Source organism: Streptomyces sindenensis (genome assembly GCF_014649035.1).
Lineage (GTDB): Bacteria > Actinomycetota > Actinomycetes > Streptomycetales > Streptomycetaceae > Streptomyces > Streptomyces sindenensis.
Map to the genome: position 1 here is coordinate 23,436 of NZ_BMSG01000032.1, position 12,120 is coordinate 35,555.

At 71.0% G+C, this 12,120-nt stretch carries 11 protein-coding genes; 5 read left to right on the forward strand and 6 right to left on the reverse strand.

The features are described from left to right. Window positions 1-241 precede the first annotated feature (241 nt). The 5 genes from IE145_RS27105 to IE145_RS27125 are packed head-to-tail and all read left to right on the forward strand — an operon-like array spanning window position 242 to window position 5,219. Window positions 242-1,039: an ABC transporter ATP-binding protein gene (locus IE145_RS27105; RefSeq protein WP_189528080.1), complete on the forward strand. Its 798-nt coding sequence runs from the start codon at window positions 242-244 to the stop codon at window positions 1,037-1,039. After that, window positions 1,036-1,836, forward strand: a complete 801-nt coding sequence (locus tag IE145_RS27110) for an ABC transporter ATP-binding protein (protein ID WP_189528081.1) — start codon at window positions 1,036-1,038, stop codon at window positions 1,834-1,836. The genes IE145_RS27105 and IE145_RS27110 overlap by 4 nt, the downstream gene beginning before the upstream one ends. Beyond that, window positions 1,833-2,723 (forward strand): branched-chain amino acid ABC transporter permease, encoded by an 891-nt coding sequence (locus IE145_RS27115; RefSeq protein WP_189528082.1) that lies wholly within the window; start codon window positions 1,833-1,835, stop codon window positions 2,721-2,723. Before IE145_RS27110 ends, IE145_RS27115 begins: the two co-directional genes overlap by 4 nt. Continuing rightward, on the forward strand, window positions 2,716-3,969 hold the full coding sequence (locus tag IE145_RS27120) for a branched-chain amino acid ABC transporter permease (protein ID WP_189528083.1): 1,254 nt from the start codon (window positions 2,716-2,718) through the stop codon (window positions 3,967-3,969). Before IE145_RS27115 ends, IE145_RS27120 begins: the two co-directional genes overlap by 8 nt. Next, window positions 3,966-5,219, forward strand: coding sequence for an ABC transporter substrate-binding protein (locus tag IE145_RS27125; protein WP_189528084.1), 1,254 nt, complete (start codon window positions 3,966-3,968; stop codon window positions 5,217-5,219). The genes IE145_RS27120 and IE145_RS27125 overlap by 4 nt, the downstream gene beginning before the upstream one ends. A gap of 58 nt (window positions 5,220-5,277) precedes the next feature. Here IE145_RS27125 and IE145_RS27130 read toward each other — a convergent pair whose 3' ends face one another. From IE145_RS27130 to IE145_RS27155, 6 genes are all read right to left on the reverse strand, one after another. Continuing rightward, window positions 5,278-7,518 (reverse strand): bifunctional serine/threonine-protein kinase/ABC transporter substrate-binding protein, encoded by a 2,241-nt coding sequence (locus IE145_RS27130; RefSeq protein WP_189528085.1) that lies wholly within the window; start codon window positions 7,516-7,518, stop codon window positions 5,278-5,280. A gap of 55 nt (window positions 7,519-7,573) precedes the next feature. Then, window positions 7,574-8,422: a hypothetical protein gene (locus IE145_RS27135; RefSeq protein ID WP_189528086.1), complete on the reverse strand. Its 849-nt coding sequence runs from the start codon at window positions 8,420-8,422 to the stop codon at window positions 7,574-7,576. 262 nt (window positions 8,423-8,684) lie between these two features. After that, window positions 8,685-9,512 (reverse strand): CDP-diacylglycerol--serine O-phosphatidyltransferase, encoded by an 828-nt coding sequence (pssA, locus tag IE145_RS27140; RefSeq protein ID WP_189528126.1) that lies wholly within the window; start codon window positions 9,510-9,512, stop codon window positions 8,685-8,687. Window positions 9,513-9,534: 22 nt separating this feature from the next. Next, window positions 9,535-10,182, reverse strand: a complete 648-nt coding sequence (locus tag IE145_RS27145) for a phosphatidylserine decarboxylase (protein WP_010058364.1) — start codon at window positions 10,180-10,182, stop codon at window positions 9,535-9,537. A gap of 180 nt (window positions 10,183-10,362) precedes the next feature. Further along, on the reverse strand, window positions 10,363-11,568 hold the full coding sequence (locus IE145_RS27150; protein WP_189528087.1) for an acyl-CoA dehydrogenase family protein: 1,206 nt from the start codon (window positions 11,566-11,568) through the stop codon (window positions 10,363-10,365). A gap of 48 nt (window positions 11,569-11,616) precedes the next feature. Next, a complete protein-coding gene (locus IE145_RS27155) occupies window positions 11,617-12,120 on the reverse strand; it encodes a MaoC family dehydratase (RefSeq protein WP_010072684.1) in 504 nt (167 codons plus the stop codon).

Below are 12,120 nucleotides of genomic sequence, written 5' to 3' on the forward strand. Positions count from 1 at the left end.
GTCCCCGGGTCCGGGCGCTCCTGATGACCGACGAGGATGCCACCGGCCCCGGTGGCGGGCCCCCGACCGTCACGGCGTCTGTGCGCGTGCACAACGAGGCCCTCCGTTCGCTGGTCGCCCGCATCGAGTCGGCTCCGCCCCGTGGACGCACGTCCCGCCCGGTGCTGATCTGTGGCACCACCCCCACGGATGAGCACGACAGATCAGCACGACACACGAATTGGCGGAAGGAGGAGGACGCATGGCAACGCTGGAGATCCGCGCCCTGTCCGTCGGCTACGGCCCGGTCCGGGCACTGCGCGACATCTCGGTCGACGTACCGGACGGCGGGATCACCGCCGTGCTCGGCGGTAACGGCGCGGGCAAGACCACGCTGCTGCGGGCCGTGTCGCGGACCCTCGGCTTCCACCGCGGGACGGGCACCGGGAGCATCCGGTTCGACGGCCGCCCCCTGGAAGGGCTGCGGCCCGCCCAGGTGGTGGCCGCCGGAGTGGTCCAGGTGCCGGAGGGCCGGCAGGTCTTCGCCCGGATGACGGTGGCCGACAATCTGCGGGCGGGCGCCCTCGGGGCACGCGGCGGGCGCAAGGAGACCGGCGCGGCGCTCGCCCGGGTGCACGAACTGTTCCCGGTGCTCGCCGACCGCGCGCACCAGCGGGCCGGGCTGCTGTCCGGCGGCGAGCAGCAGATGCTGGCCATGGGCCGCGCCCTGATGGCCGGGCCCCGGCTGCTCCTGCTGGACGAACCCTCGCTCGGCCTCGCCCCGCTGATGGCGGCCAGGATCGCCGAGACCGTGCAGGAGATCAACGCGGGCGGCACCTCCGTCATGCTCGTCGAGCAGAACGCGGCGATCGCCCTGCGCCTCGCCTCCACGGCGTACGTCCTCGACGTCGGCGAGGTCGCCCTGTCCGGGCCCGCCGACGAACTCGCCACCTCCGACGAGGTGCGCCGCCGCTATCTCGGCGTCGTCGACGAGGACGCGGCGGCGGACGCCGACCCGGCCGCCCGCGCCCGGCGCACCCTGAGCAGGTGGTCCGCGTGACGACCACCGCGACAGCCCCCCAGGACACCACCGCGGCCGCCCTCGCCGTCCAGGACGTCACCGTCCGGTTCGCCGGGCTCACCGCCCTGGACAGCGTCTCCTTCACCGTCGAACCCGGCAGCGTGCACGCCGTGATCGGACCCAACGGGGCGGGCAAGTCCACCTGCTTCAACGTCCTGTCCGGCGTCTACCGCGCCTCCTCCGGGCACGTCCGGCTCGGCGACACCGAGCTCACCGGGCTCCCGCCGCACGCCATCGCCGACCTCGGGGTCGCCCGCACCTTCCAGAACCTGGCGCTGCCCCCGCACGCCACCGTCGCCGACAGCCTCCTCCTCGGCCGCCACCGGCTGACCCGCTCCGGGTTCCTCGCCACCGGCCTGCGACTGCCCTCCGCCGTCCGAGAGGAACGACGCCACCGCGAGCGGGTCCGCGAGATCGCCGAATTCATCGGACTGGACGGGCAGTTGGAGCGACCCGCGGGATCGCTTCCGTACGGGCAGCAGAAGCTCGTCGAGCTCGGCCGCGCCCTGTGCATGGAGCCGAAGGTCCTGCTGCTGGACGAGCCGATCGCGGGCATGACCGCGGACGAGCGCCGCCGCACCGCCGCCGTCGTCGCCGACGTACGCGACAGCCTCGGCATCTCCATCGTCATGGTCGAGCACGACATGGGAGTGGTGATGCGGCTCGCGGACGCGGTGACCGTACTCGACTTCGGGCGCAGGATCGCCGGCGGCACCCCCGCCGAGGTCCAGAACGATCCGGCCGTCGTCCAGGCCTACTTGGGAGCACCTCAATGACCACGTTCGTCGAACTCCTCCTCGGCGGCCTCTCGATCGGCTCGGTCTACGCACTCATCGCGCTCGGGTTCGTCGTCATCTTCAAGGCCACCGAGGTCGTCAACTTCGCCCACGCCTCCCTGCTGTTGGCGGGCGGCTACGTCACCGCGGTGCTCCACGACGACCTCGGGTTCTGGCCCGCGCTGCTCGTCGGGATCGCCGGGGCCGCGGCCGTCGGGGCGGCCATCGAGTTCTTCGTGATGCGCCGCTACCGGGGCAGCGACCACAGCGTCCTCGCGATCGTCACCATCGGCGTCGACATCCTCCTCATCACCGAACTCACCCGCCGCATGGGCACGGACGTCCTCGCCCTCGGCGACCCCTGGGGCAACGAGGTCGTGAACATCGGCGGCATCACCCTCGCCCAGACCCGCATCGCCGCGTTCCTCGCCGCCGGGCTCCTGATCACGGTGTTCCTGCTCGCCTTCCGCTACACCTCGTGGGGCGTCTCCATGCGGGCCGCCGCCGAGAACCCGCAGACGGCGGCGCTGATGGGCATCAAGCTGGGCCGGGTGTCGCTCGCCGCCTGGGCGGTCGCCGGGGCGCTGGCCGCCGTGGCCGCGCTCTTCCTCACGGTGTTCCCGACCCCGGGCCTGGAGCGCGCCACCTCGCTCGCCGCGCTCAAGGCGTTCCCCGCCGCGATCCTCGGCGGGCTCGACTCCACCACCGGGGCGCTGGCCGGCGGACTCATCGTCGGCGTCACCGAATCCCTCGCCACCGGCTACCAGAGCGACCTGTCCTTCCTCGGCCGGGGCATCGGCGATCTGGCGCCCTACCTGGTGATGGTGGCCGTCCTGCTGATCCGGCCCGCCGGACTCTTCGGCACGAAGGAGCTGGCCCGTGTCTGACACCACCGCCGAAGCTCCCGCCGGAGCCCCCGCCGCGACCGGTTCCGCGAGCGGCGGGCCGGAGAGCCTCACGGACCGGCTGCGCAGCCCCCGTACGTACGCCGTCCTCGTCGGATCCCTCCTGCTCCTCGTCCTCCCGTTCTACCTGGACCGCTTCTGGCTCCAGTCCGGGCTGTTCGCGATGGCGGCGGCGATCGGCGCCATCGGGCTCAACATGCTCACCGGCGCCACCGGGCAGCTCTCCATGGGCCACGCGTTCTTCCTCGCCGTCGGCGCGTACGGCTACTGCGTCCTGGCGGGGGAGAGCAGCACCGAGAACGGGCACACACTGACCGGCCTCGGGCTGCCCACCTGGCTGGCCGCGATCCTCGCGGTGCTGCTCGCCGGGGCGGCGGGAGGCGTCTTCAGCCCCATCGCCGGACGGCTGCGCGGCGCCTACCTCGGCATCGCGACCCTCGCGCTGATCTTCATCGGGCAGCACGTCCTGTTCAACGCGGGCTCGCTGACCGGCGGTTACAACGGCCGGCCCGTACCGCCGCTGTCCGTCTTCGGGTTCACCTTCGACGACTCCGAACTCGTCGTCGCCGCCGTCCCGTTCGGATCGTCGGAGAAGCTCTGGTACGCGGGTCTCCTCGCGCTCCTGCTGAGCGCCCTGTTCGCCCGGGGCGTGCTGCGCGGCCGGCCCGGACGCGCCATGAACGCCATCCGCGACCACCGGATCGCGGCCGGGGTGATGGGCGTGCCGGTGGCCCGCTACCGAGCCGGGGTCTTCGTCCTGTCCTCGATGTACGCGGGCCTCGCGGGCGTCCTGCTCGCCCTGGTCTTCCAGCGGACCGTGCCCGAGTACTTCGGCATGATCCTGTCCCTCGAATACCTCGCCATGATCGTCATCGGCGGCCTCGGCAGCGTCGCGGGAGCGGTGATCGGCGCCGCCTTCGTCTCCCTGCTCCCGCAGGTGTTCACGCACTACAGCGACTCCCTGCCGCTGGTCTCCGCCCCCGGCACGGGCGGCCTGGCACCCGGTGAGGCGTCCCGCTATCTGTACGGCGCCGCGGTGGTCGCGGTGGTCCTGTTCCTGCCCGGCGGCCTCGCCCGCCTCGGCCTCACCCGTACGAAGAAGCCGAAGACTCCCAGGAATCCAGCTGTTCCGCGGCAGTCGGCGGCACCGAACCCATCAGCGGCTCCGAAGAATCCAGCGGCTCCGAAGAATCCAGCGACTCCGAACAATCCAGGGGAGAAGTCATGAAACCGAGAGTGCTCACGGCCGTCGTCGCGGCCCTCGCCGTCACCCTCGTCGGATGCAGCGGCAAGGCGACCGACGGGAAGGCGGGCGAGGAGGGCGAGGGCGGGATCAAAACCGGTCCCGGGGTCTCCTCCTCGACGATCTCGCTCGGGGTGCTGACCGACATGACGGGGGTCTACGCCTCGCTGGGCAAGAGCGTCACCCAGGCCCAGCAGCTGTGGGTCAAGCGGACCAACGACGCGGGCGGCATCTGCGACCGGAAGATCGAACTGACGGTCCGCGACCACGGATACGACCCGCAGAAGGCCATCTCCGCCTACACCGAGCTGGAGCCGAAGGTCCTCGGCTTCGCCCAGTTCATCGGCTCCCCGTTCGTCGCCGCCGTCGAGCAGCGCATCGACGGCCAGGACAAGGGCCTCGTGCTGCCGCAGGCATGGTCGGCGAACCTGCTGGGCTCCCCGTACATCCGGGTCATCGGCGCCACCTACGACGTCGAGACGATCAACCTCATCGACTACCTCCTCGCCGAGAAGCGCATCGAGAAGGGCGACAAGATCGGCCACGTGTACTTCGAGGGCGACTACGGCGAGAACGCCCTCGTCGGCTCGAAGCACGCGGCGAAGGAGGCGGGGCTCACCGTCGTCGAGCAGAAGATCAAGCCGACCGACAACGACATGACGGCCCAGGTCGCCGCCCTCAAGCAGGCCGGGGTCAAGGCCGTCGTCGTCAGCGCGGGACCCCGCCAGGCCGCCTCGCTCGTCGGCGTCGCCGCGGCCACCGGGTTCAACGTCCCGGTCGTCGGCAACAACTCGGCCTTCGCCCCCCAGCTGTTGAAGACCCAGGCGGGCCCGGCCCTGCTCAAGGACTACTACATCGCCGCCTCCACCCTGCCCATCGGCGACCCGGGCGACGGACCCGCCAAGCTCGCCAAGGAGTACGCCGCCCAGTACCCGAAGGACGTCCTCGACAACGGGGTCGTCGCCGGCTACACGGCGGCCTCCCTCTTCGGCGAGGCCCTGATGAAGGCCTGCGACGACAAGGACCTCACCCGTGAGGGCATCGACAAGGCGCTCCTCACGATCAAGGGGTACGGCACCGAGTTCGGCGTGACGCACGACTTCTCGGACCCGAAGACGCCCTCCACCCGGGAGAGCGTCATCATGAAGCCCGACGCCGGTGCCGCCGGCGGACTGAAGGTGGTCCGGCCGGCCGAGGTCGCCGCGGCGGCCGAGTCCTTCACCTCCGGCTCCTGAGCCCCGCGTCGGGAGGGGTGACCGGAGGGTGACGGGAGGTCTGACCGGGGAAGCCCGGTCAGACCTCCCGGCCGTTCATCCCGATGTAGCGGAAACGGCCCCGCTCCACGCGGTAGACGAACACCCCGGTCCCGGTGTACATCCCGTTGGCGGACTCGAAGGCATAGCTCTTGGAGACGCCCTTGTACGAGGTCGTACGCAGCGCGGGCAGCAGGTCCTGGCGCGACAGCCTCTGCCGGCCGAGCTTCTCGGCGCACGACGCGATCAGTCCGACCGCGTCGTACGCCTCGGCCGCGAACAGCGGCGGCGCCTGGTCGAAGCGCTTGCGGTAGGCGGCGGCGAACGGGTGCACCGAGGGTACGGACGCGGGATCGGCGGCCGTCGAGACGACCAGCCAGCCCGCCGCGTCCTCGCCCGCCTCGGCCAGGAACCGCGGGTCGTGCGCGGCCTGGGTGGCGATCTTCGGCCCCAGGAACCCGGCCCGGTTCAGCGACTTCGCGAACCGTCCGGCGTCCCGCAGGCCGCCCCCGTACACCACCGCCCCCGGCCGCTTCCCGACGATCCGCTCGGCCTCCGCGTCCAGGTCACGCGTGCCCTCCCGTACGGTCTCCGCGAAGACGGTGCGGCCGTTGCCGCGCAGCCCCGCGTCGAGGAAGCGGGTGGTCTGCCGGCCGTACTCGGTGCCGTCGTCGACCAGCGCCACCCGGTCGATCTCGTAGGCCCCGAGGAACTCCGCCACCGGCAGCATCTGCATGTCGTTGCGCGGCCGGGCGCACAGGAAGACCCGGTTCAGATGCCGGATGTCCCCGTCGACCACGCTGAGCAGCGGCAGCGCCGCCTCGTCGTAGGCGACCAGCGCCTCCCGGGCCGCGTCCGTGCCGGTCGCGCCGATCGCGGCCACCAGGAGCGGGTCCTCGGCGAACCGGCGCACCGCCGCCTTCGCCCGCTCCTCCCCGCCCCCGTCGTCGACCGTGGTCAGCCGCAGGGTGAACGGCGCGTCGCGCCGCGCGTTGTGCTCGGCGACCGCGAGCCGGGCCGCCCGGTCCTGGCCCCTGCCGATGGCCGCGGACGGGCCGCTGAGGTCGGCCTGGAGCCCGATGCGCAGCTCGGGCCGGGCGGTCTTCCCGTCCTTCTCGCCCCTGCCCCCGGGGTCCTTGTCGCCGCCGGAGACCAGCCAGGCGGTGGTGGAGCCCGCCGCGGCGAGCACCACGCCCCCGGTGACGTACGTGAGGAAGCGACGACGGCCGGGGGAGGGGGACACGGCGGTCGTGTCCCGGCCTCCGCTCCCGGCCCCGGTACCGGCGCCCGTGTCCGGACCGCCGAACGGGCCGCCGGGCGGTCCACCGAACGGGCCGCCCTCCGGACCACCGCCGGGACCGCCGGCCGGACCGCCGCCCGCGTCCAGGCTCGTCGCGTCGATGTCGGGCAGGGCGAGCATCCGCGCCGAGCGCTCGGCGATCAGATGAGTGACCGGGCCGGGCAGCCAGCTGCCGCCCGACAGGTCCTCGGCGAACGCCTGCCGGACGTCCGCCGTCGTCGGACGGTCCTCGGGGGCCTTGGACAGGCACGCCTCCACGACCGGGCGCAGCCCGGGCGGCAGCGCGCCCAGCTCCGCCGGATCGTGCACCGTACGGAACAGCATCGCCTCCACCGGGCCGGTGCCGAACGGCCGCCCGCCCGTCGCCGCGTACACCAGGACGCAGCCCAGCGAGAACACGTCGCTCGCCGGGCCGATCCGCCGCCCCTGCGCCTGCTCGGGCGAGAGGAAGCCGGGGGAGCCGACGATCACGTCCGTCGCCGTGAGGACGGTGTCGTCCAGGGCCCGCGCGATCCCGAAGTCGATCAGCCGGGGGCCGTCGAGCCCCAGCAGGACGTTGCCGGGCTTGACGTCCCGGTGCACCAGGCCCGCCGTGTGGACGGCCCCCAGTGCCTCCGCGAGCATCGAGCCCAGCGCCCGCACCCCGCGCTCCGGCAGCGGCCCCCCGCCGCCCACCGCCTCGCTCAGGGCGGGCCCGGGCACGAACTCGGTGGCCAGCCACGGGGCCGGCGCCTCGGTGTCGGCGTCGACCACCGGCACCGCCCACCGGTTGCGGACCTGCCGGGCGATGGCCACCTCGCGCCGGAAGCGGGCGCGGAAGCCGGTGTCGTCGGCGTACTCCGCGCGGATCAGCTTGATCGCCACCAGCGCGCCGCCGGGCGACCGGCCCAGCAGCACCACGCCCATGCCACCCGCGCCGAGGCGGCCGAGGACGCGGTACCCGGCGATCCGTGCCGGGTCGGTGGAGCGGAGCGGTTCCATCAGGGGTCAGCGCCTTTCGTCCGGGCCTGCGGTCACGTCGGTTCCGGGCCCGCGGTCACTTCAGTTCCAGCTCGACGCGGTAGAGCACCTTGGCGCCGCCCTCGGCGGCGATCCGCAGCAGGTCGGTGTTGGTGTAGCCCTTGGCGCCCTTGACCGAGACGGCCGTCGTGACCGGGCCGATCCGGGACTTGGACCAGACGTAGTCCTGGACGCCGCCCGACTCGGGGCCCGTGTACTTCCCGGCCTCGAACAGCGAGGCGTCCGCGTTGCGCACGTCCTTCGGGTCGAACTGGAGGGACATCAGACCGCTGAGGCGCTGCCCGCCGCCCAGCTCCTGGTCCGGGCACCGGAAGCTCTCCTGGACGGTGTCCTTGATCTCCCGGTCGGCCCCCGCCTCGGTCCGGTGCACGGTCACGGTCACCGCCCCCTGCACCCGGCCCTTGCCGCCCTGTGCCGGGATGTCCAGCCGCCGCGTGAAGCTGTCCAGGATGCCCGGGGGCAGCGCGGAGCGGGTCCAGACGCAGGAGTCCGGCAGCACGGGCCAGCTGCCGCCGCTCTCGTACGGGGTGTGCCGGACCATCCCCGCGGTCCAGTCGTTCTCCCCGAGCGCGGCGTCACGGGTCAGCTTCCGGGCCTGGGCCGCGTTCTTCGGGACCCGGTCCGGGTCAGGTGTGAAGTCGTAGGCGCTGGGCAGCGCGCCCGGCAGCGTCGACTGCTTCGGGTCGGGCTTCTTGGACGCGCCCGTCTTCTCCCCGCCGGTCGCGGGGCCGCCCTGCTTCGCGGATCCGCTCGGCTTCGGGCCGGGCCCGTCCTTGCCCTTCGACTCCGACCCGCCGCATCCGGCCAGCAGCGCCCCCGCCGCCGCGACCGCCGCCACACGCGTCCCCACCAGCATCAGATTCATCTCGGACCCCCCGGCCTCCCGGACCGCGCCCAGGCCGAAATGGCCCGGGTGTCGGTTGCGAGGCGATTCTAGAAGCCGGGTCCGGCGCAGGGACGGGAACTCCGTACTCACCTCGCTGCCGAAAACTCTCAGCCACCGGGAGGGCATCACCTCTGGCGGCGGGACGCGCGCGGTGGTAAGGCCGCCCTTCACGGCGCGCCGGAAACGCACGAGGGCCCGGATGCCGGGGAGCATCCGGGCCCCGAGAGCCATGTGCGTACCGCTACGGCAGCTGCGCCGCCCGCGCCTCGCGCCGGTTGTCACGAAACGTGTTCACCCGTCGCGCGGTGGCGAACAGCGGGATCACCGCGCCGAGCACCACCTGGAGCGCGCAGCCCGTCTGGAGCAGCAGCTGACCGCCGGGGGCGTCGAACGCCCAGGCGGCGAGCAGCCCCATCGCGGCCACGATCCAGCTGAGCATCGCCACCGCGAGGATGCCCCGCGGCTTGGGGTACTCCACCCGGCTCACCATCAGCCATGCCACGCCGATGATCGCGAGCAGGGTCGGCACGAAGGGCAGCTCCAGGAGCACGATCGAGACGACCGTCAGCGCTCCGAAGGGGCTCGGCATGCCCTGGAACATGCCGTCCTTCATGGTCACGCAGGAGAATCTGGCCAGCCTGAGCACCACCGCCAGCAACACGACGATCGCCGCCAGTGCCGACACCCGCTGGTGGGCGTCGTCGGCGACCATGCCGTACACGAGTACGAAGTACGCCGGCGCGAGCCCGAAGCTGATGAGGTCCGAGAGGTTGTCCAGCTCGGCACCCATCGGCGAGGAACGCAGCTTGCGCGCCACGAGCCCGTCGAACAGGTCGAAGATCGCGGCCATCAGCATGAGGATCACGGCGGTGGCGGCCGAGTGCCGGGCCATGCCCGTCTCCTCGCTGCCCGTGAGGTGCGGGATCAGGATGCCCGTGGTGGTGAAGTACACCGCCATGAACCCGCACGTCGCGTTACCGAGTGTGAGCGTGTCCGCTATCGACAACCGCATCGAGAGCGGCATGTCCTCCGTGCCGTCGACGTCGTTCTCGTCTTCGGCCTCCGGCACCCAGCCGGCCTTGGTATCGGGATCAATCACGGTCAATTCGAGTCACCCCCGCGGTGGTGGCCTGACCGACCTCGACCGCGACATCGATACCCTCCGGGAGGTAGATGTCCACGCGCGAGCCGAAGCGGATCAGGCCGATGCGCTCGCCCTGCTCCACCTTCGTGCCCTCGGGGAGGTACGGCACGATCCGACGGGCGACCGCTCCCGCGATCTGCACCATCTCGATGTCGCCGAGCTCGGTGTCGAAGTGCCAGACAACGCGCTCGTTGTTCTCGCTCTCCTTGTTGAACGCCGGAACGAACCCGCCCGGGATGTGCTCGACCGACGTCACGGTGCCGGCCAGCGGCGCGCGGTTGACGTGGACGTTGAGCGGGCTCATGAAGATCGCGACGCGGGTGCGCCCGTCCTTCCACGGCATGATGCTCTGCACCACGCCGTCGGCCGGGGAGATGACCCGGCCTTCGGTGATCTCGCGCTCGGGGTCACGGAAGAACCACAGCATGCCCGCCGCGAGCGCGGTGGTGGGCACGGCCGCTGCTGCCCAGCGCCCCGACTTGCGGGCACGGGCGAGGCTGAGGGCTGCGGTGGCGACGGTCGGCAGGAGCCACGGGGAAGCTCCGCGGGCGATGCGGACCCCGCCGCGGGATGCGGTGGAAGTGCTGTCGGGCATGAATGACCTTCGTAGCGGATGATGCCGCGCTGGCAACGGGGGACGGCGGCTTTCCGAAGATGCTATCGGTTGCCGGGCGCAACTGGGCAAGCCAGCAGCCGAGTCGGACTGACGAACGCCGCCCGTCGAGGGTGACCCGGTGTGACGTTCTTCGCCACCAGATCACCCCAAAACGGACAATCAGCCCTGGAATCGGTACTCCTCCAAGAGGCGCCGGCCAATGATCATTTTCTGGATCTCGGCGGTACCTTCACCGATCAGCAGCATCGGCGCCTCGCGGTAGAGGCGCTCGATCTCGTACTCCTTGGAGAAGCCGTAGCCGCCGTGGATACGGAAGGCGTCCTCGACGACTTCCTTGCAGTACTCGGAGGCGAGGTACTTCGCCATCCCTGCCTCCAGGTCGTTTCGTTCCCCGGAGTCCTTTTTGCGTGCTGCGTTCACCATCATCGCATGAGCGGCTTCGACCTTGGTGGCCATTTCGGCCAGTTTGAACTGGATCGCCTGGTGCTGGGCGATCGGCTTGCCGAAGGTGTGGCGCTGCTGGGCGTACGAAACGCCCAGTTCGAATGCGCGCTGCGCGACACCGCAACCACGCGCGGCGACATTCACCCGGCCGACCTCGACGCCGTCCATCATTTGGTAAAACCCTCGGCCGGTCGTGCCTCCGAGGACGCGATTGGCCGGAATGCGCAGGTCGTCCATGATGAGCTCGGTCGTGTCGACGCCCTTGTAGCCCATCTTGTCGATCTTCCCGGGGATGGTCAGGCCGGGCCGGACCTCTCCGAAGCCGGGCTCCTTCTCCACCAGGAAGGTCGTCATCGACTTGTGCGGCGCGGTGCCCTCGGGGTGGCCTTCGTCACTTCGGGCCAGAACGGCCACCAAAGTAGAGGTTCCGCCGTTCGTCAGCCACATCTTCTGGCCGTTGAGAACGTACTCGTCGCCTTCCTTGACGCCCTTCGACGAGATGGCAGAGACGTCCGAGCCGAGCGCCGGCTCGGACATCGAGAAGGCCCCGCGCACCTCGCCGAGCGCCATCCGTGGCAGGAACGTGTCCTTCTGCTCCTGCGTGCCGTGCTGCTTGAGCATGTAGGCCACGATGAAATGCGTGTTGATGATGCCCGACACGCTCATCCAGCCGCGGGCGATCTCCTCCACGCACAGCGCGTAGGTGAGCAGCGACTCACCCAGCCCCCCGTACTCCTCGGGGATCATCAGCCCGAACAGGCCGAGTTCCTTGAGTCCCTCGACGATTTCCGTCGGGTACTCGTCGCGGTGCTCCAGCTGGGTCGCGACCGGAATGATCTCCTTGTCGACGAAATCCCGGACCGTGGCCAGGATTTCCCGCTGGATGTCGTTCAGACCGGCGGTCTGGGCGAGTCGCGTCATGGCTGCTTCTCCTGTGGCTTCACGCGGTGGCCTTAAGGCTTCAGACGGTTACTTGGCGGGCGTCGGGCGGCCGGGCTGCTCCCCGCCGCGCTCCTTGATGTACGTCTCGGTGGGGACCATCACCTTGCGCCGGAACACGCAGACGACCGTGCCGTCCTGCTTGTAGCCCTTGGTCTCCACGTAGACGATGCCGCGGTCGTTCTTGGACTTCGACGGGGTCTTGTCCAGCACGGTCGTCTCGCCGTAGATCGTGTCGCCGTGGAAGGTCGGCGCGATGTGCTTGAGCGATTCGACCTCCAGATTGGCGATGGCCTTTCCGGAGACGTCCGGCACCGACATGCCGAGCAGCAGCGAGTAGATGTAGTTGCCGACGACCACGTTCTTGCCGAAGTCGGTCGTCTTCTCCGCGTAGTTGCTGTCCATGTGCAGCGGGTGGTGATTCATGGTCAGCAGACAGAAGAGGTGGTCGTCGTACTCCGTGACCGTCTTTCCGGGCCAGTGCTTGTAGACGGCACCGACCTCGAACTCCTCATACGTGCGTCCGAACTGCAT

Excerpts from the sequence above, each read along its gene's own strand:
- IE145_RS27105 (WP_189528080.1), top strand. The coding sequence starts at position 242 with ATGGCAACGCTGGAGATCCGCGCCCTGTCCGTCGGCTACGGCCCGGTC.
- IE145_RS27115 (WP_189528082.1), top strand. The coding sequence starts at position 1,833 with ATGACCACGTTCGTCGAACTCCTCCTCGGCGGCCTCTCGATCGGCTCG.
- IE145_RS27125 (WP_189528084.1), top strand. The coding sequence starts at position 3,966 with ATGAAACCGAGAGTGCTCACGGCCGTCGTCGCGGCCCTCGCCGTCACC.
- IE145_RS27130 (WP_189528085.1), bottom strand. The coding sequence starts at position 7,518 with ATGGAACCGCTCCGCTCCACCGACCCGGCACGGATCGCCGGGTACCGC.
- IE145_RS27135 (WP_189528086.1), bottom strand. The coding sequence starts at position 8,422 with ATGAATCTGATGCTGGTGGGGACGCGTGTGGCGGCGGTCGCGGCGGCG.
- IE145_RS27145 (WP_010058364.1), bottom strand. The coding sequence starts at position 10,182 with ATGCCCGACAGCACTTCCACCGCATCCCGCGGCGGGGTCCGCATCGCC.
- IE145_RS27150 (WP_189528087.1), bottom strand. The coding sequence starts at position 11,568 with ATGACGCGACTCGCCCAGACCGCCGGTCTGAACGACATCCAGCGGGAA.
- IE145_RS27155 (WP_010072684.1), bottom strand. The coding sequence starts at position 12,120 with ATGCAGTTCGGACGCACGTATGAGGAGTTCGAGGTCGGTGCCGTCTAC.